A 25,099-nucleotide genomic window follows, 5' to 3' on the forward strand; every position below is an offset into this window, starting at 1 on the left:
TCATACTTGACGAAATAGGGGATATAATGTTACAAAAGCATTAGTTTTTCTTTACCCTATAGGTTATTTTTCTATTGGTTATTACTGTAGTAGGCTGTTCCAAGGTAACTATAATGGTTTCCGAAGGGTCATCGGCAGAAATATTGGCGTCCGTTTGGTCCTGGCTGTTAGTTACGGTATTGGTATAACTAGCGGAAGTAATATAAATATTGTTCAATCTGGCTCTTGTAACCAACGTTAACGACTCTAGTTCTCCTTGGCTCATGGTTCCCACTGTCCAATCCGGACTGTTAAAACTCCCTTTTGATACAGAGGATGAAACTAATTCTAATCCAGCAGGAAGAATATCTGTCAACACTAGGTTAGTAACATTGTTCACGCCCAAGCTCTCTACGGTTATGGTAAATTCAACAAGTTCTCCATCCAGTACATTATTTCTGTCCGCCGTTTTTTTTACAACAATATCGGGAAAACAATAATAAGCGGCAATAGGTTGTGAATCATAAGTACACCCACCTTTGGTAACTCTCACAAAATAATCGCCTGCTTCACTTGGGGTATAGCTCGAAAAAATTGCCCCAGTAACAATAGTTCCATTCTGATACCATTGGTAAGCGTCAAAATTAGCATCTACTACTTCTATGATAGAACCGGGAAGACATCCACCACCTTGTACCTGTAAGTCAACTGCAGGTACCGTATCAAAGCCAGAGAAATAACCGGCAATACCGCGGGCACCATTAAAACCTATGAAACCCACAGCAATTGGCCCGGTGGATTCAACGGATACATTTCCCGTTAAATTGGCTACATAAAAAGTTTTCCAATCCGCAGATCCTGTAACGGGTGTTGGGGCAGGAAGGGTTACGGCACCATTGCCATCCATAACGGTAATATTTGCATTTGGGGTAGTGGTAGAGGCTATTATGGTTACACCTCCGTTCATTGTAATTCCTGCTGCATCCTGAATATTGGGAATGTTATTAAGGTTGTCCGGTAGTAAACAATTAACCGGTGCTACAAAGTTAAGTCCTACGGTTACAATAGAACTTCCTCCCGCTAATAATTGATAGGCATATGCATCTTTGGAAGTAGTAACGAACATATTACCACCTGCAACGGAACTTGAATAGTTGCTTTCTGGAATTTCAAAATAATCACCATTGTTTATAGTAGCAATTGGCGTTGCGGAGCCGTTCACATAAATTGCCGTATTGTTCTGTGTACCGATAATAATTGGTTTTTCGGTCTCACTAGAACCATTTCCTCTAATGAATACATATTCTTTGCCTATTTTATTTTGAGGTACAGGCTGGTCAATTGCGGCATCTCTACTACCGTTTCCTACTCTTACGCCAATATTAAGTCCCCCGTTACTGATTACAATGTTTTTAGTAGCCGAAATGGTGGCGCCTAGCCAACCATCAATATTTGCCGTAGTTTGTTTTACGTATGCCTCCATAACAAATGTTTCATTTGCGTTCAGGGTAACCTGAAAAGTATCCGAAGTAATGCCTCCGGCATTATTCCCTAATCGGAATTCACAATTTGGGTCGTATCCAAAGATGTCTATTACGGTATTATCCTCAGTTGCCATAATACCAACAGAATTGGTTAGACTGTTTTGTGTGGCTCTGTTTGGAATACCTCCCCATTTGAATAAAGTACCCATAGCCTGTCTACCCTTACTGGTAAGTGAGGTTGACTGGGAGGTCGAACTACCTCTATAATTCACATAAAATTTCTCGCCGCCGGGTGATTCAAACCGAAGACCGCTATTGGTAAGAACAATACCCGTATTACTATTTGTAACCATGGTAATATTATTGTCACCCTGCGCTAATCCATAAGTAACTGGTGCTGCGTTGGATAATGTTAAATTTGCAATTGGGGTAACGTTTGTGCCTTGATAAACATTTACACTAAAAGCAGTGTTTTCAGGTGTGGATAGGTACACAGCTTGGTCTTTAACCGCCTGGTTATTGCCCCCTTGCTTTAGAGGTGGCAAATAATGAAGGTCACTGAGTTGTGAAAAACCACTCAGTGACACTATGAAAAATAAAATAAATACTCTTAATTTCATTTTACTTATCTATATAGCGTAAAATGCCCTACGAATTCCCTAGTATCTGCCTCTCCGTTGAGTTTTATGATGTACCAATAATCTCCGGAAGGTAAGTTGGTATCTTGGTAAATACCGTTCCACCCATCTTGGTTGTCTTTAAAACGGTACACCGTACGGCCGTATCTATCATAAATACTGATAAAGATATCCGGGTAAATCTCAATGTTTTTCGGACTCCAAATATCATTGTTACCATCTCCATTAGGTGTAAAGAAATTAGGGATTTCAATATCTATGAATTCCATATAAATACTTTGGGTACTTTCACAGCCATTTTCATCTACTACGGTAACTATATAGGTATCTGTTCTGGTAATGTAAAAAACGTTGTCAGAACCATTGTTGGTATCCCCAAAATAGTAGGTGTAGTTTTCTCTACCACCATAAGCGGTTGCCGTTATCTGATTGATATTGGTCTCGGCTACGGTCAAAGTTAAGGGGTCAAATGATTCAATTTCAAAATCATAGGTGGCTACACAACCATTAGCGTGCGAAATGGCAACGTAATGGCTACCCGGAGCAATATCACGGAAGAACGGATTTAGTTGCATTTGGGAAGGGTCCATAGTATCAAGTCCAAAAAGAACGTCGTTTTCTATAGTTGGGTCCGCAAGCACAATATTCACATAATTGCTTGGTATGTTTCCGTTACAACCGTAGACCGGTTCAACAAGAGCTTCGAGGTTTACTCCGGATTCTATGGTAACTGTAATGGTTTCTTCACATCCTTGGGCATCTTCAACATAGATAATATATAGTCCGGAAGCTAAATCACTAAAGTTAGTTCTTCCTTCCACAAAATTGGTTTCTGTAAACAAACGGGTACTGTATGGAGCGGTACCACCTGTTATGGTCAAATCTATTTCGCCATTTTCCTCGCCAACACATATTTCAGGAGTAGCTAATGCTTCAACTTCCAATACCTCTGGTTGGGTAATGGTGGCTTCAATAACCTCAAAACAACCGTTAGAGTCCTGAACAATGATGGTATAGTCTCCAGGAGCTAATTCATCAAAAGTATTTTCATCTGTAAACTGATTCAAGTTTGGAGAGATGGCAAACTGATAGATTCCTATACCGCCATTTACATTCACGGTAATGCTTCCGTCTTCGGCACCATTACAACTTACATCTACAATTTCTGGAGTAACTTCTAACGGAGCTGGTTCTACAATTGGAATTTCCGTTGACACCACTTCACAATCATCACTCTGAACCCTAACGTAGTAGGAGCCCATTGGTAAATCTGTAAATAGACCTGTGTTCTGGTTAGGACGTATTTCATTGGTAAGCGCAGCGTCCGAGAATAGGGCGTACTGATAATTGCCCAATCCGCCATTGGCTTCAGCATCAATAACTGCTGTACTTTGACCGTTACAGTTTACTACAGCTGCAGAATCGTCTATTACCACTTGTAATGGCTCTATAGCATTGATGGTAATACTGTTGCTCTGAACGGAAACACAGTTAAAGCTATCCCTAACATAGTATTGGTAAGTGCCTGCGGTAATACCGGTAAACAAATGTGTGTCAGGACCACTTGTTTGGTTCATGGCATTAAAGTTGGTGCCGTCCGTACTCCACATATAAGGAGCGGTTCCACCAGAAGCGGTCAATAGCAACTCGGCATCGGACAGACAACTTAAGCGTTGAGCTGTAACCAATTGACCTTCTACCTTTGTAGGTTCAACAATTTCCTCAATTGGTGTTTCAAAGCTACAGTTCATATCGTCTAATATGCTGATGCTGTAAAAACCGGATCTTAAATTGCTAAAGGTATCGGTAGTTTGTGAGCTTGACGTCTGCAATAGGTTGGTACCGGAAGCATCATCGTACGTATTAAGAATGTATCTGTAGTTTGTGGTTACGTTCCTTGGGGAAACGGTGGCTGTAACAGAAGCATCCGCATCACCTTCACAAACTAAGGATACACTTGAAATGGTAGCGGAAATATGGTCTGGGACAACCAATTCAAATGCATTGGCGAACGTAGGGTTACAACCTAAGTTGTCCGTTACTTCAACCGTATACTGCCCGGCTCCAAGACCTTGAAAAAGGAAACTATTTACTTGGTTGGCTGTGTATGTTGTACCTGAACCGTTATGGGTCAAGATAATGTCATACGGAGCTTTTCCTCCAGCAGGGGCAATGTTGGCGCTACCAAGGTCATTGGTACAACCTACATCTTCCGTATCTATTGGTGCTAGAGTTATTGGAGCGCTTGGTGTTGTAATGTTAAAGGACCTTACTTGTGTACAATTAGGGAAATCATCTTGTACTACTTCTACCAAATAGTTTCCTGCAGGTACGCTAATGGCGGGAGTAGGGCCAACATTGACAGAACTGCCCGTTAACACGGCAGCACCATCATCCGAACGGTCTGCCGGAGTACCATTGGTGTCATAAATAGAATAAGAGAACCCAGTAGTGTACGTGGCATCAACCAGTGTTAATCGAATACTGCCGTTGTCTCCATGGCAAACAACATCGGATAGTTTTTCAACGGTAACATCAAATGTATTCGGGTTTTCTACAGAATGACTACGGGTAATTTCACAACCTGTAGTGATATTTCGAATTCCGAAAGTATAGCTGCCAGCTCCAAGATTCAAGAACTGATTAGAAGCTTGGTATGTAGTGGACGGCAATTGTCTAAACTCATAGTTTGTTGGGTTGGTTGCAAAGTCCGTAATAGTGCTGGTTACATCAATACTGATGTCCTCTCCACTGTTGATACAGCTGATATCTCTAGTAACGGAAATAGTAGCGTCAACTAGTGCGTCATAAGCATTTACAGTAACTGTCCGTTCAACGGGACAACCTTTGCTATCAAAAACACGAACGATTACATCTCCGCCGGCAAAATCTGTATACTCATAAACTAGACTGCTGCCATCTTGAAGAACGTTTGAAGTAGCATCGTCAATGAAAACAAATCTATTGTAAGTACTACTTCCTCCTGAAATACTACTGTAATCAATAGTAATTTTTGCATTATTGGCGTCATTGTCACCTGTACAGCCAAATTGTTCTACAGCAGGTAGGGCAAATGAAATGAGGACATCCTCATTCACTACAACCGAATTCATAACTGTTGAACATCCGTTAGGGCCTTCTCCTGTTACGGTATACGTATCTCCAGGTAAGTTTATAAAAGATTGAATAGTGGCATCCCAAGATGCACCTACCGGCATTGGGGTCAAGGTAAAAGTCAAAGGATTATTACCATTGTTAACTTGGGCCACTTCTATACTACCGTCATTAGCACCTGAACAACTTACATCTGTAGGATTGGCGGTGAACTGTGGTTGAATAGCAGCAGGAACCTCTACTGTGAAACTTCTGCTACATTGTGGGGCCGAAGTTCCCATGTCGTAAACGTTAACAGTATATGTATCCGCTGCATCTATTATTGCATTGAAAGGATTGCTCGTTAAGGTTTGGCGTGCAATTTTAACCGCAGCAGAACTATCTACAATTTCGAATTCGTAATTACCAGAACCTGAAATTGCCTCAATCGCTATTTGCGCTTCATTACCGGCACCACAGCCCAATTGCTTATCCAAACCTGCTGTAGCCTGTAGGGTTGGGTGTACATCAATATTTTGTGAAGCTGTACAACCAGTTCCGTCTTTAATGAAAATATCATAATTTCCTGCAAGTACAGAGGTGAAATTACCCCCGTTATTCTCGTATGTGCTTCCACCATCCAAAGAATAAAGTACGGTTCCTGTTCCCGTAGAACTTACCGTAATGGTAGCATTGGTGCTGCAGTTATCTATATCAATAGCATCTATGGTAGGTAGTGCCATAAAATTCATGGTTACATTGCCCAATGCATACGAACAGCCATATTGGTCTTCTACGGAAACAGTATAAGTTCCCGCAGGCGAATTTGCCGCAATTTCAATAGGATTATCACCTGTAGCGGTAATGGTTGCAAACGGAGCAGGTCCGGTTACGGTATATAGATACGTACCGCCACCACCTCGTGCATTGTCAATTTCTATAAGTCCGGGACTCTCACAAGAAATATCCTGAATAGATTGTGGAACTCCAGTGATAGTATCCAGTTCATCTAGAATTTCATTTTCACTGGCGCTGATACATTGTGGGGTTCCAGAGCCATCTATTTGCTGAACTTCTATGAAATATTCGTCTGCTGGTAAACCTGTAATATTAATGGTACCGGAATAGGCTACTACACCTCCGCTATTGCGGATAGCGTTACCATCAATATCATATAAAACCCATTCCATGCTTGGCTCAGTGCTTCCGTGATTATCGGTAATCGTATATTCAATTTCACCATTACTTGTGGCATTACAGGCAGGGGTAATACTGGCCGTAATTTCCATTGGATTGGTAACAATATCATTAACGTTTACACTACTTTGTCTTACACAACCTACGGCATCCCTTACGTAGAAAGCATAGGTTCTTCCTGGAATTAAATTCGGGAAGGTGTGAGTGGTCCCTGAAGGATATGCCACTGTCCATGGGTTGGTTGGAGTAACGGCGTTAAAGTTTGCCGGATCGTCCGAATAGGTGTACTCATAGGGAGCTGTACCGTTTTGACCACGTACACTAACCTGTAACTCATCACAATTAACGATTATTGGAAGAATTGTAATATCTAAATCATCCAATGGGTAAGGAATGATAAATCTAGGTAAATCGGTTTGACATATAGTAGCACCGCTACCATCTACCGTTCTTAATGAAGGCTCAACTTCCTCACCTGATAAATATCCTCTAAATTGATCGGAGGTTTGCCATGTAGTACCACCATCGGCACTAAATTCAACAGTTCCTATAGTGGTCGGGTAATTTAAAAAGTCAAACCCAAAATCATTAACATCACCCGTACAATTGGCGGGAGTTCTACCTTCTACATCACTGGTTAATTCAATAGGTTCGTCAACAACAATACCTGTAACTGTTTGTACACACCCAGCGGCGTCAGTAATCTGTACGTCATATGTGCCTGGGGTTAAGTTGAAATAGGTTCTGGTATTGCTAACCACGTCCGTATCTGATTGGTCCGGGTTACCATTTGTAGTATCGATTAATCTGTAATCGAACGGTGCAAGTCCGCTTGTGATATTCACTTCAATACTTCCGTTGCCACCAAAACATTCGGCATCCGTTGGGACCGCGGTAAAGGATAAGGTAGGATTGGCTTGAACCTCTTCCGTGACGGTTGCTTGACAATAATTGGTTCCGTTGGATTTATCCCTTACATAAATATCATAATTTCCAATATCGGCTAGAGGTACGTTCCTAGTATTGGTTGTAGCAAAATCTGCATCCGTAACCGTATTTCCGCTAGGTATAAATGCATACATATAATTGGTGTCGCCTCCATTTGCGGTTGCGGTTAAAGTACCATCTGCACAACTGCTGGCATTGGTTACAGAAACACTTAAGGTAACGGCAGGAGCTATGGTAATAGACTGAATTCCTGAGGAACATCCATATTGGTCTTTTACTTCTACATCATACGTTCCTTCCGATAAGTTGTTAAAAGTAAATGTAGTTCCGTTGATAGGTGTTGGGGTCTGTTCTGCACCTGTACCCAATTTAAATGTATAGTTGCCATTTCCGTTCGTGACGGTTGCGGTTACGCTTCCATTATTAAGACCGTCATAACACTGGGTAGCCGTTAAGTCTACAGAGATTGGAGTAGGGGCAATTACGGTAACTGGCACTGTAGATAATGCTTCGCAGTTGTTCGTATCGGAGATTCTAACCAGGTAATCACCCGCAGGAACATTCAAGAACTGATTAGACGTGCTAAATGCACGAACCATGGTACCATCCGTAAGTTCCAACTGATATTCGTATCCTGGTGTTCCTTCTGTTGCCGTTGCCTCCAACGTTGCACCTGTGTTTAAGCAGGTAAACTCAGCTGTTTGCTGTAAAGTTGCAGTCAACGCATTTGGTGAAGTCAAAGTAACTGATGTTGCTGAGGTTGCCGTACATGTATTGTCATCTACTTTACGAGCCATTACGCTGTACGTACCATCGGCCAAGGTAGCAGCTGAGGTAATTGGAGAAGTGGTTTCCGCTGTCCAAGTGGTACCTCCATCCAAAGAGTATTCATATCCAAAAGCAGGATTGAAATTATCGACTTCAAAGCGAATACTACCATTGTTACTTCCATTACAAGTCGGGTTTGTACTTCCAAGGATATTTACCTCAAAAGCTTTACCAGTCTCTACAACCACTGTAATATCTGCGGTTTTATTACAGATTTCTGGTACTTGAGTAGCTTGAATATCGTCAAGGACCAAAAAGTTTCCATCATCACTATCCAGATTGGTACGAAGCACGATACCAACGGCAGTGTTTGTACCAGGATTAAACGTAACCTCTCTTAAGTGCCAATCATTTGCATTGGTATTCTGTGGAATAGAGCCGGTAGCTTGACTACTAATAACGGTGCCAGAAGCATTTACTAGTTCCACAAGCACTTCAGGGTTGTTGCCTGGTGTACCATCTATTTGTAAGTTATAAGCATAAAACGAAATAGTTATGTCTTGATTGGCAAGAACTTCAAGACCAGACCTGGACCATAATACGTTATTGTTACCGGCCGAGGTGCTTACACCTATAGCCATGAATCTACCGTTTGTAAGACCGGAATGATCATTAGGACTTCTCCAAGTAGTATTTGGGTTTGTAACTCTATCCGTTACAGCGTATTCAGCATTTACTAAAATACCGGCAGGACCAAGGTTACAGTTAGTTTCACTTCCATCTTGTGGTTCGTAACAATATCCAGGACCTATTTCGGCAATCTGGGTAGTGGAACCTGTACCAAAATTTTCTAGCAGTACAGTACTTTGCCCAGCTGAAATTGTACTGGTATAACCCACGGTTACCGTTTGTGTTCCAGATGCTACATTATTAAAAATGTTACTGTCAATTGGTGTATTATCGGCTCCGTTTAGTTGATAAGTGTATGTAAAATCGGTTGTGTTGGATGGTGTAATCGTAACTATTCCGTTTCCATCACAAGCGTAGGTAATTGCATTATCAAAACTTGGGTCGTTTGCTGTAGTCGGTACGGTAATTTCTAAATCCGTAGTACATCCTAAGGCGTCCATTACTACCATTTGGTGGGTTCCAGGAGCTAGGCGTTTTTCATCCACAACATCAAAAGAACTACCTCCGTCAAAACTGAATTCATAAGGAGCTTGACCTCCTGTGGTATTTAAGATTTTTACGAGGGCGGTTGCAGGCGTATCTCCCGAAGTATCACAAGAAGCATCTTCTATGATAGCAGGAGATGCAGTAAGTCTAAACGGTTGCACTACCTCATAGTCAATAGATTCCTCACAACCATTTCCGCTAGGGTTGCTCGAATCCTTAACGGTTATAGTATAAATTCCTGCTGAAATATTGTTGAAAAAATTCTCGGATTGATAGGTTGTTCCCCCGTCAAGACTGTATTGATATGGAGCGATACCTCCTGTGGCGTTAATTGTTAATACCGATGTGGATGAATCGGCACAGTTGATATCCGTATTTGAAGCGGTAATGCTTACCGAACCAAAATCGTTCATGGTTACGATATTGGAAAGCCCGTAACACCCGTTGTCATCTCTTACAACAAAAACATAATCGCCATCTTCATTAGGGATATAAGTGGAAGAAGCTAGGTCATAACCGAATAAGAATGTGGCATTCTCTGAAAATTCAGAATCTGGAATAGTAGTTTCATCGGCATAAGTAGCAACTCCGTCTTTACTATATATAGCATACTCATAGCCAGTTGTTCCACCAGATACCGAAAGGTCAATAACACCCGAGGTACAAGTGATGTTCTCCAGATTTGTCGCGGTCAGGCTTAATTCTGGAATTTCATTTACCGTAATAGTGTTTTCATCTCTACAGCCATCTACAGTAGTGGTCACCACTACGTAATCACCTTCGGAAAGACCTGAAAATGTATGTGTATTATCTGAGGAAACAAGGTTGTTGGCAACAAATGCACCTGCATTACCGCTTCCGTCATCATAATAAAGTTCATAACTGTATTCTGGAGAAACGTTCAATGCTTGTACGGATATGGTTCCAGAATCATTACAATCAAAAGGAGTTGAACCTAGGGTTACCTCAAATATTCTTTCCGAAATACCGACTTCATCCGTCTCAAAAATACAACTGTTGGCTATTGGACTACCCGTAGATGGGTTAATTTGTGTAATCTGTACTTTGTACGTTCCGCTAACGGCAATATCAAAAATTGGTCCTTGCCCGGCACTGAACGGCACTACTATTGTATTGTTTTCTACATCATACAACTGATATCCGTAGCCCGATCCCAAATCTATAACACGTATGGAACCATCTGTATCACAGATAATGTCCGATGTATCCGGTTCAGGTATATCCAAAGTGTTTTGGTAGGCATTGAAATAGAACCTGCTAAAACAACCTCCTTCGTAAGCGATTACCACTCTGTATTTACCACTATTGGTAACCGTAAAATTGTTGGATACTTCTTCTTGTGTCCAAGACCAGTTACTGTCCGTATTCGCACAGTCATCACTTACCTCGCCACATGTAGCTTCGGAACAACTACTTTCATCAAGTTTCTCCCAAGTAATGCTCTGTGCATCCGTAATACCCAACTGAATAAAGGCGCTGTCTCCAGTTCCACAAAGGAATATGTTTGGCATGGAGTTACCATCTATGGAGCAGGTAACTATTTCACCTTGAATATCATTATCGGGATTCGTGTCTCCATTTACCTGATTAAAGTATTCTATAATAGGGTTGGTCTGGGTTTCCCCATAGCGTTCTACGGAAATAAGTTCAGTATGGTTGGAACAACCGTTACTAACTGTTTTTTCTACTATATAATTACCAATGTTGGTTATAGTGATTGTACTTGGGTCGCTATCAGGGTCTCCGTCGTTAAGGATAGTGTCACCAGAATCTATAGTTCCGTTGTTATTATTGTCAATAGCCCAATTGTAGGTTTCAAAACCAGATCCGGCCGTAAGTTCAGCTTCCGTTCCACAAAGTTGTACGGAGCGTGCCACATTACAGTTAGTTAAAGCATCGGAAACGTTATTGTTGGCAACTTCAAGGTCGGAAACACAAGAGCCGGCCGTATTGCTGCCATCTTCATCCGAAAAGGTATTCGTATTAATGATACCTTGGTACGTAGCAAAAGCTTGATTTTCTAATTGAGAGGCGCAAGCAGCCACAAATTCAGAACAATCACCGGATATGGTAACCGTAATCTTAATTTTATATTCTGGGTCATCAATTTCGACCAAGTTATCTGGAATTGTAAAATCTATGGTATTCGTGCCTGCATTGTAGGTATTGGTTACTCCAGGAGCGTCATCAATATTGATATTATCTAGCGTAACATTATTTGGCAATACATTTCTAATCGTAAAATTGGTGGCATCATCATCACCTGTATTTTGAAAACGGAGTACATAGTTAAACGTATCTCCTAGATTCACATCTTGCCCGTTAATATCCGTGCCGCCCAATAATTCAGAAGTGTTGCCCAAGTTAATGACCGGTGCGTAAACTTGTGTGTAAGAAGCTGCATTTACGGTACCGTCATTAGGGTCTACTACAGGAACACCAGTACCGTATTCGCCGCCATCTCCGCCATCTGCGGAATCACTTTTGTAAAATTCGTTCGCATCGCTACAACCATCATCATCACTATCTAAGTCCAAATGATCAGGATAACCATCCATATCCGTATCCAAGTTCGAGCAAAATCCGGAGAAGGACGCTGTATTGTAGGATAAAAATGCAACATCGGCATTTGAACTAAGTTGCAAGCGTAGATAGGCCACATTACTTAAACTAGCGGTGGGTATTCCAAATTCTGATAATTCTACTGTTGCCAAGCGGTAATCTCTTGTGGTGTTATTATAGAAAATACTTCCGTTTGCGTGATAAATATCTAATCTGTACGAACCAACAACATTTGCAAGTGCACCGCCGCTATAGGCTTGCACACGTACAGCATTTCCTAGAGGAGCGCCTGAAGCATCATAAAGACTAACAATATGACCAACACCACTTGGGTCTGCCACTTGTGTCAATAATATATCTGGTATACCATCTCCAACATTAGTAGCTACTATAGGATCTATTTCATAGGTCCATGTGTCACCAATGTTAACAATACCAGAACCAAGATCTAATCCATTTTGTCCGTGGGTCAATAAAGGATTTAATGGGTCTGAGGTAGGGTCGTTAACAATGGTCAACCCTAAAGCATTATTGTTGTTACCGTCATTTAAATTCGCTTCAAATGTTGCTTCTCCATAAATATTATTTGAAGGTGTTAAGGCCATCCAGCTAGATTCTGTAGCCGAAATGTCTGCAATTCCATCATTATTGGAGTCTATGCCATCTAATAAACCATTAGCATCAGCATCAAAAAGATTATCGTCTGCAACCCCGGTGGAGAAAGTAGTACCTCCTGATGTGAATGCCAATAATTCATGTGATAAGTTAGGTAATACGGGATTATTTGAAGCTGTAGAACTTCGCCAAAAACCTCCGTAATTAGAAAAAATTTCTGTTACCGTAGTACCCCCTTGTATAGTACTTGAAGGAGAAGTGAAATTAACATCACTAGATATGATACACATTTGTTCAACAGCATCATAAATACCGTCATTATCATCATCCAAATCAACACTATCTACTACGCCGTCATTATCAAAATCGTTATGTACTATAATTCGGGCAGAGGGCTCATCCCTTGTAGTATTGGCATCTATTTGATCTTGTGAATTGGTAGCCGTGTTAACGAGGTTTACTAAAGGCAAAATGTCTATTTCATCTGCAGTTACTTGCAAGTTTAAAAAGGCAACTTCTCCTGGAGCCAAGGTGCCAATGTTCCAAACACTACCGTTCCAAGAACCTTTGATGGTATTAGCCGAGTTTAAGGTCAACCCAGCTGGAATATTATCTGTAATCCGTAAGTTGGTAATATCATTAAAGTATACATTCTCCACTCTAATGGTAAAGGTGGCCGTTTCGCCTTCTACTATTTCTGGTTTATCAACTGTTTTGTCAACCTTAACATCTGGTTCACAGTAGAAAATTTTAATAGATTGAGAATCATAGGTACAAGGTCCTTTTGTACCTCTTACGAAGTAATCACCCGCAATAGTCGCGGCATAATCAAACGAGTTTGCACCTGGAATCAACACTCCATCAAAATACCATTGATAGGCATCAAAATTATCGTCCGATGCTTCAAAAATACTGGAACCGGAAAAACATTCTCCAACGGTACCTCCATTAATCTCTAGCCTAACCTCTGGAACGGTATCAAATCCTGAAAAATAACCGGCAACACCCTGTGCCCCGTTATAACCAAAGAAACCGATAGCCATAGGCCCGGTTGAAGTAACACTGATATCTCCATCTAGATTTGGAATGAAAAATGTTTTCCAATCTGACGAACCTGCGACCGCTTCGGACGCTGGTTTGCTTATTTCTATGCCATCTTGAAAAACCTTTACATTATTGTCCGGTGTATTTACCGAAGCGGTAATGGTTAGTCCACCGGTCATTATTGATGTGGCTACGTTCCTGATATCGGGAATGTTGTCCATTCTATCCGGTAATAAACAATTTACCGGAGCCACAAAATTTAGACCTTGGGTATACAATGCGGATGAGCCCGCTACGGATTGATAAGCATATGCATCTTTTGATGTTTGAACGAACATGTTACCACCAGCGGAATTGCGAGAATAATTGCTGCTAGGAATTTTAAAATACTCGCCATTGTCTATTGTTGCAATAGGGGTTGTATTCCCGTTTACAAAAATCTGTGTATTATCTGCCGTGGCAATAATCAATGGAAATTCCGTAAGTCCGTTGGTATTTCCGTTACCTCTGATAAAAACATAGTCCTTACCCAGTTTATTTACTGGAACAGGTTGGTCAATACCGGCATCCCTATGACTTTGTCCGTCTTGACTACCAAAGTTTATAGAACCGTTACTAATTACAATATCATTGTTGGAAACAATTGAAGCCCCAATCCAACCATCTTCATGGGCCCGGGTATACGAATTACCTATATAGGTCTCAAATACGAACGATTCATTTTTATCTAAAGTTATAGTGTAGGAGTCTGCAGTAATACCGGCCCTGTTGTTACCGACCCTAAACTGACAGCCGGAATCATAACCGGACAGGGTTACTGTGGTATTATCCTCAGTGGCCATAATACCTAAGGTATTGGATTTTGAAGAATGGGTACCTTTATTCGGTACACCTCCCCATTTAAATTTAGTACCTAGCGCTTGTCTTCCCTTTGCGGTTAACGAAGCGGCCTGTGATCCGGACTTACCTCTATAGTTAACATAGAATTCTTGTCCGCCCGGTGCCTCAAAACGCAATCCGCTATTTGTAAGTACAACCCCGGTATTACTGTTACTAACCAACGTAATATTGTTGTCTCCGTTACTTAGGGTCCAAACGACCGAATTTAGATTGTCAATAGAAAAGGTCTGTATAGGAGTATTGCTCGTACCTCTATAGGCGTTAACGGTAAAAGGTGTTGTTTCAGGTGTAGACAAATGAATTGCCTGGTTTTGTATACCTTGGTTATTTTGACCTTGCTTTAATGGGGGTAGATAATGAAGATCACTTAATTGTGAATAACCGAAAAATGCATTAAACGCAATAAAAAGATAAAGGATGCCCTTTAGAGATGGCTTTAGTAACGTATTCATTGGTCTGGTCAATTTGGAACTGTAACAAAATAACTAAGGTTGCCCCACTCTGCTAAATAAATGTTGTAAACCCTCTAAAAGATGTTGTTTTAAGCGTAATACTTGTAAGTTGTCTTATAATTTGTGGGAATTGATTAATTTGTAAGGAAATTGGAAATATGTCAGAAGAACGACTCATGTCGAAGAAAAAACCGGCGTACCCGGTGAGCAAGAAGCTAGACCAATATTTAGGGCATTATAGCCGAAAAATAGAGATACCCATCTTTTATGAAGATTTGTTACGTTTTGCCGGTTCTGTAGTGGTCTATGATTCTGATGATGAGGATACACTGTGGATACGGGTATATTATTCAGAGTTTGATAGAATTGAAATTGATAATAGCCTAAAGAAGGTATATTCCATACTCCATTCGGATGGTAGTGATAACATTCATCAATACTTAAATGTAGATGCAGTAGACTTTTGCACCTTTGGAAACTCCAAACCTTTTCGGATAAAGGTCAGGAATATTTTAAACGATAACTTCACCTATTTTTATGTAAAAAAGACCGATGCATCTAGGATATACGGACTGGAATTAGAGCATATGCTTTCTCCTTATAACCTTAACTTTTTGGTCTACAAAGACACCTTGATCGAAGAGCATATTGCCGGTATTCCGGGAGATGTTTTCATAAAGGATATGTTGCCCAATTGTACGGAATCTGAAAAATCTCAATTGGCCAAAGAATTTGTAAAATTCAATGAGCGTTGTATGATTCGTTTATTGGGAGATATGAGGTCTTACAATTACGTAATTGTTCCTGTTCATGACTTTGATCATGTGGTTTATCGTATACGTGCCATAGATTTTGACCAACAGTGTTTTGAAGGGAAACTAAAGGTATATAGACCCCAATTTTTTAAGGAAAATTTTCAGATGGTAGAGCTTGTAAGGAAAAAGCTGAGAAGAGATTCCGTAGATCAATATAAGTTGGAAGAAAGGTCTATTGTTGCCAAGCGAATTTTAAGTTCTGGAGCACGTATAAAACGGCTTCGTGGCATTGTTAAGAAAGATACGATTTCTACTCGGGAAAATTTAGAAATGTTACGAGAGCAAATCTACGAACTAACACTGGACCAGCAATTTAGGAAGTCTGAAACTATGGGCGAAGTATTGGATTTGGCCTTGAATTTTGTACGTCGTAATTACGAAGATGTGAGTATGAAGCAAATATTGGAACAACGTATAAAAATACAGTAATAAAAGGGGTTGTTGGCATCAAAGGTAATAGCACTTTAGCGATACCAACAACCCTAATTTTTAGTTTTTTTCCTCTTTGTTAAAATAAACAAGGTAGTAGTACATTTGGCGTTCTTCGTCCCAGCCCTTTTCTACAAATTTCTCTGCAGATTCCGGATTTATAAAATCCATTTTAATCTGTATGTTGGTGTCTAGGTTTATGACATTTTTTATTTTCTTTCGAGCGTCGGATACGGCTTTGTTCGCAATATCAAAATTAGATACGTCCTCAATACTAAATTTGGGTCCTTTTTCTACCTTATAGTTTTTGAATTCAGGTATTAATTCAGGATTTTCCATTACTTCGTTCAGGAATCCTGTCTCTTCAAAAGCATCGTTCTTAGCAAAATGGTTAACCGCACGGTTCATAAAGAGAACCTCTTGTTGCTTATCCTCGGCAGGCAATACCACATCTTTTGCAAAATTCTGACAAAACTTCAAATAGTTTTTAGTGTAGAAGTTTTCATCTGCAAGTGCCTCTACATCCAAGAAATTTTCTAGCCAATATTTGGTGTCATAGCGGTTACTGTCTACAGAAAGAATTTTATATCCTTCTTCTTTGTTTACGTTGAATATAAGACAGCCTTTATCTAATTTGTTAATGTTAATACCTTGCTGGATTACAATATCTAGGTTGCTTCCTTTTTCCTCAAATTGAAGAAAATCATGTTTTAGCTCACTTTTGAAAACACCAATAGCTTCGGTCTTTTCATTATCCAGCATAACATTAGACAAATGCGCCACATAGACCTCACCACTTTTAATATGTGGGTGGTTGGATTGTTCAAAAAGGTGTTGTGCTATTTTTTTAGAATTTACGTGCATGCTTTCCGGATCGGAAAACATATCTGTAACTACTTTAAAGAGTTCGTTAAACTCAACATCTACATCATTTACAAACTTAAAATAGTTCTCTTCCTTCTCACGAAAAGGCTTAAAGAAGTATTCTTTAAGGAGACCGGTAGTCTCATCATTTAAAGAAAAAGGCTCCTCGGAAAGAAAGATCCCTTCGCCTTTGTTTTTGTTCCCCACACGGTGCAGGGAAATTGTTTCGATTTGGGTAGGATATAGGTTGATCATATTTTAATAGCTGTTTTAATTCTTGATAAGGTACGTGTTGCTTAAAATTAGAATGCTAAATGAATTTGTAAAGATGGATATATTGCTGATCCGGAAGAAATAAACTAATTCCAGTTTTCATCAAAATCCAAATCATCGTAATTGTCAAAAGTATCGTCAAAATCAAACTTGGGTTTGGACTCAAAATTCTTTTCAGGTGGAGTTTCGGGAAGTTCACCAAAGCTGAACAATACGTTGGGGTATGCAATACCGGATTCAGGTTCAACAATATCCGCTAGTTCTACATAGAACGTCCACATACTTAAAAAATCATAAACATAAATCAGTTTTGGGCTGTTTTCCGTCATGATATCCTCCAAAAACGTTTCGTTCATCAGGCGTACGTCAGAACCGTTATCGCTCATATCAAAAAGGGCGATTTCCTCATCTTGGTTCCATTCTTCATCGCAAGTGTAAAAAGAGGCCATTTCATTACCAAGAAACCCAAAAGATTGTGCAATAGCATTATGAAACTCTTCCATAGAAGTACTGGCTTCTATTTCTAGGTCTCGGAAAATATCCTCTTTTGCATCTAATATGACACGTATTTTGTAAATCATAACCACAATTTTTAAGGGTTGACAAAGTTACAAAGATTTATAGCTTCTTTTGGCACTTAACGCTTCTAAAAGCAAATAAAACTGAACCCCAAAAAGCAAGCTGGCCAATACCAGATGAATAGGTTGTGATGCGAGCGGAAAATGAAAGTAGTACATGACAACACCGGACAAGGCCTCTAACAGCAAGAATAGTAGTACCCAATTTATTTTAGGGAAATTAAGTTTGTATTTAAAAATGCGTTGAGCCAGAAAAACGTTTAGCAGTACAATAACTATTGAAAACGAACGATGTACGTAAAAATGCCAATCTGCATTAACTAGCCATTGGTTTTTTGCCGCATCGCCAAAAATATCCATCTGATCATCTACAAATTGTCTTACCTGAGTACCTAGAATTACTTGCACCAAGGTCATAAAAAGTAGCAGCGCTACAAGCGGAACAATCTCTCTGTAATTTTTGGGTTTCTCTAATTTTCCTTTTGTTAAGTAGATAATGTATAGAAGAACGGCTACAATAACCAATGCCATAACCATGTGGACCGTGATTTTAACTGGCTCTAAGACGGAATAGACTACCGTTGCCCCCAACCAGGCCTGAAAGCCCATGCCAAACACTACGAGCCATGACAGAAAGGTTATTTTTTTATTGGTTTTGAATAGCCGGATAGACATAACGGCAAGCACTAAAGTAGCAAGACCTGCTAAAGCACCAAATAGGCGATTGATGTATTCTATCCATGTATGGGCGGGATTGAACTGGGCATAATCATGTTTGGTGTAAGTTTCCCAGTTGTTTTTATCAAATGTAGTGCTGGTTCTAAAACTTTCCGTGGCCACTTGAAGAGTTTCGTCTACAATAATGATTTGGCCTTTCTTGATATCGGTATCTGGCTTCCATTGTAGTTGTGAAATTTCGGTGGGAGGAATATAGTGTCCAAAACATTTGGGCCAATCCGGACACCCCATTCCACTTCCTGTTCCACGTACCACGGCACCGGCAATAATAACAAGATATACGAGGACCAGGGCTACTTTAGCTACTTTTCTGAAGTTCTTTTGCATAGGAAGTTTCCTTTGTGCAAAAATAAGGCTCCTAGAATTATTTTACCCCCTCTCTAATGCTATTTCTTAGACAGGAACCAGGTTATTTTTCTATTACAATGAATTCTGAACGTCTATTCAGTTGATGCTTCCTTTCCGAGCATCTTACACCATTGGCGCAATCGTTCAATAATTGGGTTTCACCGTAACCCGTACCGGAAATTCGGGAAGAATCTATTCCTTTTGATGTTATGTAAGCTACCGTTCTCATAGCCCTTCTTTTGGATAACCATAAATTATATTCATCTCCCTCACGGCTATCCGTATGTGATCCCACGGCAATTTTTATATCCGGTCTTTTACTCATATAATCAACTACCTTGTCCAATTCGGTGTAGGCATCTTTTCTTAGGTAGGAGCTGTTCAGGTCAAAATAAATAGGGGTAAGCTTTAATATTTTGACCAAATCGGAACCTACATCTGCAACTTTGGTAGACAGTTCTAGCTCTAAACGCGTACCGCTAATCTGTTTTTTATCGCTGGTAGTGAGCATAAACAACGTGCCAACCTCATAACCTTCTTTTTTGCCGGCGAGCTGGTATTGCTTTTCTTGGCAGGGGATACGTATAGTGTACGAGCCATCAGAAGCGGTCAGGGTCTCTGCCAACTTCTGCCCATCATAGTCCAGCGCTTCAATAAGAGTTTCTGCCAATGGTTGGTCAGAATCCTTATCATAGGCATTTCCTTCTATAAAGGTAAAGCAGTCAGTATCATTTCGTTTTAAGGTATATATATCGTCATTGCCTTTTCCACCTTTTCTGTTGGAAGCAAAATAGCCTATTTCTTCGGATGGGTCCAATACAAGTGAAAAATCATCTTCCGGGCTATTAATAGGACTTCCTAAATTGGTTACCTTATTTTCAGTATTAATATCGAATTTGAAAATATCAAGTCCGCCTAGACCAGGGTGTCCGTTAGAAGCAAAATATAGAATTCCTGAATCCGAAATAAAAGGAAACGTTTCTTTGCCCTCGGTATTTATAGGAGCTCCTAAATTCTTGGGTTCTCCAAAACTACCATCGGATAATACATCTACCACGTAAATATCAGAAGCGCCCATTCCACCGGGCATATCGGAAGCAAAATAGAGTTTTGTTCCGTCTGAACTTAAAGAAGGATGGGCAACCGAAAAATTGGTGCCGTTAAAGGGGAGGTCTTCCGGTTCTTGCCAAATTTCATTTGTATTGAAAGCTCTGTATATCTTTAACCTACTGATTCCATTTTTATCCCTTTTGAAAGATTTTTTGGAAAAATTGTTCCTTGTGAAATATACAGTTTTTCCATCCTTTGAAAAAGATGTAGAGGATTCATTGGCTTTGGTATTTAGAACCTCTGAAAGTACAGAAAGCTGTCCCGTTTTGCCCTTTTCTCCAACTTCGCACTCATATAAATTAAGGTAGGGAAGGGGGCTGTATTTTTGGGTTTCCAAGTCTCTGGAGGTAGTAAATACGAGGTTTTTTAAAAAATAAGATGGGGCAAAATCCGATTCTTCGGAATTAATTGCAGCTAGGTTCTCTATCGTATATTGTTCTTTTGGAATTTGAATCTCTTTTAGATATTCCGGATTACGGGCGTGCAGATTGGCCCGGGTATCATTGTTCTTTATTTTTTTGAATTTCTCCATCCATTGGTTGGACTCATCGTATCGTTTTATGGATTTGAGCGCCAAGGCATACCTGTAAAGATAGTCTGGAGAAACTGCAACTTGGTCGTTTTCTAAAAGCTTCCCATACCAAAAAGTGGCTACGTCATAGTTGGCACTATGGTAATTGGCATTACCAAGTTTCTTATGAATAGTGACTTCATCATACCCTTTTTCCAGTAAAGATGCATAGGACTCAATTTCCTGCATGTAGGCATAATGGTCAAAATTATCAACATCCGTGTCTTTCTTTTTCCTCTGCGAAAAACAATTCGTGCCCCAGCAGATTAAAAGGAGTAGAAGTAATAGATATGTGGGTTTTATCTTCATATCTAAAAGAATCTTGGGGTTAAATCTATTTTGGCACTTTTAATGAATTCATATCTAAGGAATATTTCAAAAGAACCGTTGTTAAATTGTTGCCCTCCCAGAGATGATATTTCACGGTCATAGGCTAGTCCTAGCATAAACTTTTTTCCCATTTGAAATCCAAATAACGCGCTTACTGCAGCATCTAGCCGATATGCCGCTCCCAATGTGAATTTTTCATTGAGCAGGAAATTGGCGGAAACATCTACTTGAAGAGGAGCTCCGGCAACAACCTTGATGAGATATGCAGGTTTGAATTTTAAGTTTGAATTTAGATCAAAGACATAACCTGATATTAAATAGACATTCACACGCTCTGAAGCTATTACAGTGCCATCATCATCTGGATTTTGAAAATGTTCGGTTTCTAAGAGGTTAGGGGTAGAGAGACCTATGTAGAACTTGTTGGAGTAGAAATAAACGCCAGCCCCAATACTGGGAGAAAACTTTTTGTAGAGTTCACTTTCTACGGAAGGTGCCAAGTTAGCACTATAATTCCTTAACTTATTAAAATCTACATTTAATAGATGACCTCCGGCTGAAAGGCCGAATGAAAGTTTGTAGTTTTCCGATGTTGGAATATTATATGAGAAAGCAAGATCAAAATTTGTGTTTTGGTTGGTGTTATTCCCTATTTCGTCATGAACGATAGAAAAACCTAAACCTATTTTATTAGTATAAGGTCCTTGGATATTGAAGGTTTGGGTACTAGGTGCGCCATCCAAGCCTACCCATTGTGACCTATGTAATAGGGAGACCCCAAGGACATCTCTAGAACCGGCATAAGCAGGGTTCACAGACAAGGTGTTGTACATGTACTGAGTGAACTGCGCATCCTGCTGACCAAAGCAAAAAACAGTGGTCAAAAGTAGTATTAGAGATGTAAGTTCTTTTTTCATCCTTAATTATTGTCGCATCAAATAGAGATACCCGCTTATCATTTTATCTTCTCCTTTTGAGACATATTTTATTTGATAGAAATAAACACCGGAGGGTAATTTCTGATTTTCGATTATAGTTATACGTCCTTGTGAAGAACCTTCAAAAGCATTGTTCTGATTATCATAACCCTCGGATTCCCAAACTAAAATTCCCCATCGGTTAAAAATTTCTACGTGGTTATCGGGGAATCGGTCAATATTTATAATTTTAAAAGCTCCGTTTAAAATATCTCCGGGCTTAACTATATCTATTTCAACGAACAACTCACATGAAATATTGGCTGGTGGATTTCCTCCTACGGAATCGCACGGATCAAGTGGGTCTGTATTATCCAAAACTTCTTGACCGTCGGTAATTGTATCCCCATCGGTATCCGGATTTGCAGGGTCGGTTCCTCTCATTACCTCCTGTTCGTTGTTCAGGTTGTCCATATCACAATCTTCCAACTTCCAATCTGCGCTAGGTTCAAGAGTCTGACTTACCAATAAGAAATCGCAAGAATCCAAGGGGTCGGTATTATCAGTTATTTCCTGCCCGTCAAGTACGCCGTCACCGTCGGTATCTGGAATCTTAGGGTCTGTGCCCAATAAATTTTCTTCCTCTTCCGAAAGATTATCATTGTCACAATCGCTATTGGACAAGGGGGTTCCACCAATGGAGTCGCAGTCATTAAAAGGGTCTGTAGTATCCTGTTTTTCTTCACAATCTATAATGGTATCTCCGTCTGAATCTAGATTTGATATTGTTACTGTAACTGTAGCCTCAGAATTGCCGCCGCAAATATTTCCTGCAATGCTATAGACATAAACCCCTGCACCAGCGTTCTCGGGATTTGGACTCCAAGTTCCTCCAGTTTCTGAAGTTCCTAAGAGTGAAAAAAGTTGAGCAGTGGATATTGTAGTATCGGGACATATGATTAATGAGGTACTAGTACCGGCATCCGGCAATGTTTCTTCAATAACAGTAACGGTAGCAGTTGCATTGGGACATGAGAAACCTTCTATAGTGTACGTATAGGTTCCCGCTCCAGAGGGAGTTGGCGACCATGTCCCACCGGAATCCGGAGTTCCACCGAGCTGTGCGAAAAGTTGTGATTCTGTAACCATTGTGCTTTCACAAATGGTCAAAGTTCCATCGGAGCCTGCATCTGGAGCAGCCTGTTCGGAGACAACTACCTCGGAAGTATCATCAACGGTACAAGGTGCTGTCGCCGCAACGGTGTAGGTATAAGTGCCGGCACCTGCCATTGCAGGGGACCAACTCCCCCCAGAATCGGGAGTTCCACCGAGCTGTACGAAAAGTTGGGTTTCGTTTACTATTGACCCTTCGCAGATGGTCAAAGTTCCGTCGGTACCTGCATCTGAAGCAGCCTGTTCCGAAACGATAACTTCTGAGATATCATCAACGGTACAAGGCGCTGTCGCCGCAACGGTGTAAGTATAGGTTCCTGCGCCTGATATTGCTGGAGACCATGTCCCACTGGAATCCGGAGTGCCACCGAGCTGAGCGAAAAGCTGTGATTCTGTAACCGTTGTGCTTTCACAAATAGTCAAAGTTCCGTCTGTACCCGCATCGGGAGCTGCCTGTTCGGAGACCACTACTTCCGATGTACCATCCACTGTACATGGTGCAGTAGCTGCAACGGTATAGGTATAAGTTCCGGCACCTGCCATTGCCGGTGACCATGTCCCACCGGAATCGGGTGTACCGCCAAGCTGTGCGAAAAGTTGGGTTTCGTTTACCGTCGCCCCTTCGCAGATGGTCAATGTTCCATCGGAGCCTGTATTTGGGGCAGCCTGTTCAGAAACTACCACTTCGGATGTGCTGTCTAAGGTACATGGTGCTGTCGCCGCAACGGTATAAGTATAGGTTCCGGCGCCTGCCATTGCTGGTGACCATGTCCCACCGGAATCCGGAGTGCCACCAAGCTGACTGAAAAGTTGAATTTCGTTTACTGTTGACCCTTCGCAGATGGTCAAAGTTCCGTCTGTACCTGCATCTGGAGCTGCCTGTTCGGAGACCACTACTTCGGATGTGCTGTCCACAGTACAAGGTGCTGTCGCTGCAACGGTATAAGTATAGGTTCCGTCACCTGCCATTGCAGGAGACCAAGTCCCACCGGAATCTGGCGTGCCACCGAGTTGAGCAAAAAGTTGGGTTTCGTTTACTGTCGAGCCTTCACAGATGGTCAACGTTCCGTCGGTACCTGCATCGGGAGCAGATTGTTCTGAAACAACAACTTCCGAGGTATCGTCCACGTTACATGGCGCTGTTGCTGCAACGGTATAGGTATAAGTTCCGCCAGCAGCCATTGCAGGGGACCAATTCCCCCCAGAATCGGGAGTTCCGCCAAGCTGACTGAAAAGCTGTGATTCGGTAACCGTCGAACTTTCGCAGATGGTCAATGTTCCGTCGGTACCTGCATCGGGAACTGCCTGTTCGGAAACTACCACTTCGGATGTGCTGTCCACTGTACATGGTGCAGTAGCCGCAACGGTGTAGGTATAGGTTCCGGCGCCTGCCATTGCAGGCGACCACGTCCCCCCAGAATCGGGGGTACCGCCGAGCTGTGCGAAAAGTTGGGTTTCGTTTACCGTTGACCCTTCGCAGATGGTCAAAGTTCCGTCAGTACCTGCATCGGGAACTGCCTGTTCGGAAACTACCACTTCGGATGCGTTTTCCATTGTACATGGTGCAGTAGCTGCGACCGTGTAGGTATAGGTTCCTGCTCCTGAAGGAGTAGGCGACCATGTCCCACCTGAATCGGGAGTTCCACCGAGTTGAGCAAAAAGTTGGGTTTCGTTTACTGTTGAACCTTCGCAAATGGTCAACGTTCCATCGGTACCTGCATCGGGAGCGGCCTGTTCTGAAACTACCACTTCAGATGAGCTGTCCACTGTACATGGTGCAGTAGCTGCGACCGTGTATGTATAAGTTCCCGTTCTAGAGGGAGTCGGAGACCATGTCCCACCGGAATCAGGAGTTCCGCCAAGCTGAGCAAAAAGTTGAGTTTCGTTTACTGTTGACCCTTCGCAGATGGTCAACGTTCCGTCTGTACCTGCATCGGGAGCGGCCTGTTCGGAGACAACTACCTCGGAAGTATCATCAACGGTACATGGAGCAGTAGCCGTAACGGTGTAGGTATAGGTTCCGGCACCTGCCATTGCTGGAGACCATGTCCCACCTGAATCGGGAGTACCACCGAG

The 25,099-nt window shown here is 41.3% G+C and carries 9 protein-coding genes; 1 reads left to right on the forward strand and 8 read right to left on the reverse strand.

Going from position 1 to position 25,099, the window contains the following annotated elements:
- Positions 1 to 40 precede the first annotated feature (40 nt).
- Entirely contained in the window at positions 41 to 2,083 is a 2,043-nt protein-coding gene (locus tag H9565_RS17335; protein WP_215441552.1) for a DUF11 domain-containing protein, read from the reverse strand.
- Positions 2,084 to 2,088: 5 nt separating this feature from the next.
- A complete protein-coding gene (locus H9565_RS17340) occupies positions 2,089 to 14,877 on the reverse strand; it encodes a T9SS type B sorting domain-containing protein (RefSeq protein ID WP_215441554.1) in 12,789 nt (4,262 codons plus the stop codon).
- A 158-nt stretch (positions 14,878 to 15,035) separates the two neighbouring features.
- On the opposite strand from H9565_RS17340, the gene H9565_RS17345 reads away from it, so the two are divergent.
- Positions 15,036 to 16,121, forward strand: a complete 1,086-nt coding sequence (locus tag H9565_RS17345) for a hypothetical protein (protein ID WP_215441556.1) — start codon at positions 15,036 to 15,038, stop codon at positions 16,119 to 16,121.
- A 60-nt stretch (positions 16,122 to 16,181) separates the two neighbouring features.
- Here H9565_RS17345 and H9565_RS17350 read toward each other — a convergent pair whose 3' ends face one another.
- The 6 genes from H9565_RS17350 to H9565_RS17375 form a co-directional block, all read right to left on the reverse strand.
- Positions 16,182 to 17,240: a nucleoid-associated protein gene (locus tag H9565_RS17350; RefSeq protein ID WP_215441558.1), complete on the reverse strand. Its 1,059-nt coding sequence runs from the start codon at positions 17,238 to 17,240 to the stop codon at positions 16,182 to 16,184.
- Positions 17,241 to 17,344: 104 nt separating this feature from the next.
- Complete coding sequence (locus H9565_RS17355) at positions 17,345 to 17,839, reverse strand: IS1096 element passenger TnpR family protein (protein ID WP_215441560.1); 495 nt, start codon at positions 17,837 to 17,839, stop codon at positions 17,345 to 17,347.
- Between the two features lie 27 nt (positions 17,840 to 17,866).
- Positions 17,867 to 18,901 carry a COX15/CtaA family protein gene (locus H9565_RS17360; protein WP_215441562.1) on the reverse strand — a complete coding sequence of 345 codons (1,035 nt, stop codon included), beginning with the start codon at positions 18,899 to 18,901 and terminating at the stop codon, positions 17,867 to 17,869.
- Positions 18,902 to 18,983: 82 nt separating this feature from the next.
- A complete protein-coding gene (locus tag H9565_RS17365; protein WP_215441563.1) occupies positions 18,984 to 20,912 on the reverse strand; it encodes an OmpA family protein in 1,929 nt (642 codons plus the stop codon).
- A gap of 2 nt (positions 20,913 to 20,914) precedes the next feature.
- A complete protein-coding gene (locus H9565_RS17370) occupies positions 20,915 to 21,850 on the reverse strand; it encodes a PorP/SprF family type IX secretion system membrane protein (protein ID WP_215441565.1) in 936 nt (311 codons plus the stop codon).
- 6 nt (positions 21,851 to 21,856) lie between these two features.
- On the reverse strand, positions 21,857 to 25,099 hold a 3,243-nt coding region (locus H9565_RS17375), incomplete at its 5' end, for a gliding motility-associated C-terminal domain-containing protein (RefSeq protein WP_215441567.1).

It is taken from the genome of Zobellia russellii, assembly GCF_018728565.1.
In the GTDB taxonomy this organism is placed as follows: Bacteria; Bacteroidota; Bacteroidia; order Flavobacteriales; family Flavobacteriaceae; genus Zobellia; species Zobellia russellii.

What these genes read in the sequence shown, in the direction of transcription:
- H9565_RS17335 (WP_215441552.1), bottom strand. Translation starts at nt 2,083, where the DNA reads ATGAAATTAAGAGTATTTATTTTATTTTTCATAGTGTCACTGAGTGGT.
- H9565_RS17340 (WP_215441554.1), bottom strand. Translation starts at nt 14,877, where the DNA reads ATGAATACGTTACTAAAGCCATCTCTAAAGGGCATCCTTTATCTTTTT.
- H9565_RS17345 (WP_215441556.1), top strand. Translation starts at nt 15,036, where the DNA reads ATGTCAGAAGAACGACTCATGTCGAAGAAAAAACCGGCGTACCCGGTG.
- H9565_RS17350 (WP_215441558.1), bottom strand. Translation starts at nt 17,240, where the DNA reads ATGATCAACCTATATCCTACCCAAATCGAAACAATTTCCCTGCACCGT.
- H9565_RS17355 (WP_215441560.1), bottom strand. Translation starts at nt 17,839, where the DNA reads ATGATTTACAAAATACGTGTCATATTAGATGCAAAAGAGGATATTTTC.
- H9565_RS17360 (WP_215441562.1), bottom strand. Translation starts at nt 18,901, where the DNA reads ATGCAAAAGAACTTCAGAAAAGTAGCTAAAGTAGCCCTGGTCCTCGTA.
- H9565_RS17365 (WP_215441563.1), bottom strand. Translation starts at nt 20,912, where the DNA reads ATGAAGATAAAACCCACATATCTATTACTTCTACTCCTTTTAATCTGC.
- H9565_RS17370 (WP_215441565.1), bottom strand. Translation starts at nt 21,850, where the DNA reads ATGAAAAAAGAACTTACATCTCTAATACTACTTTTGACCACTGTTTTT.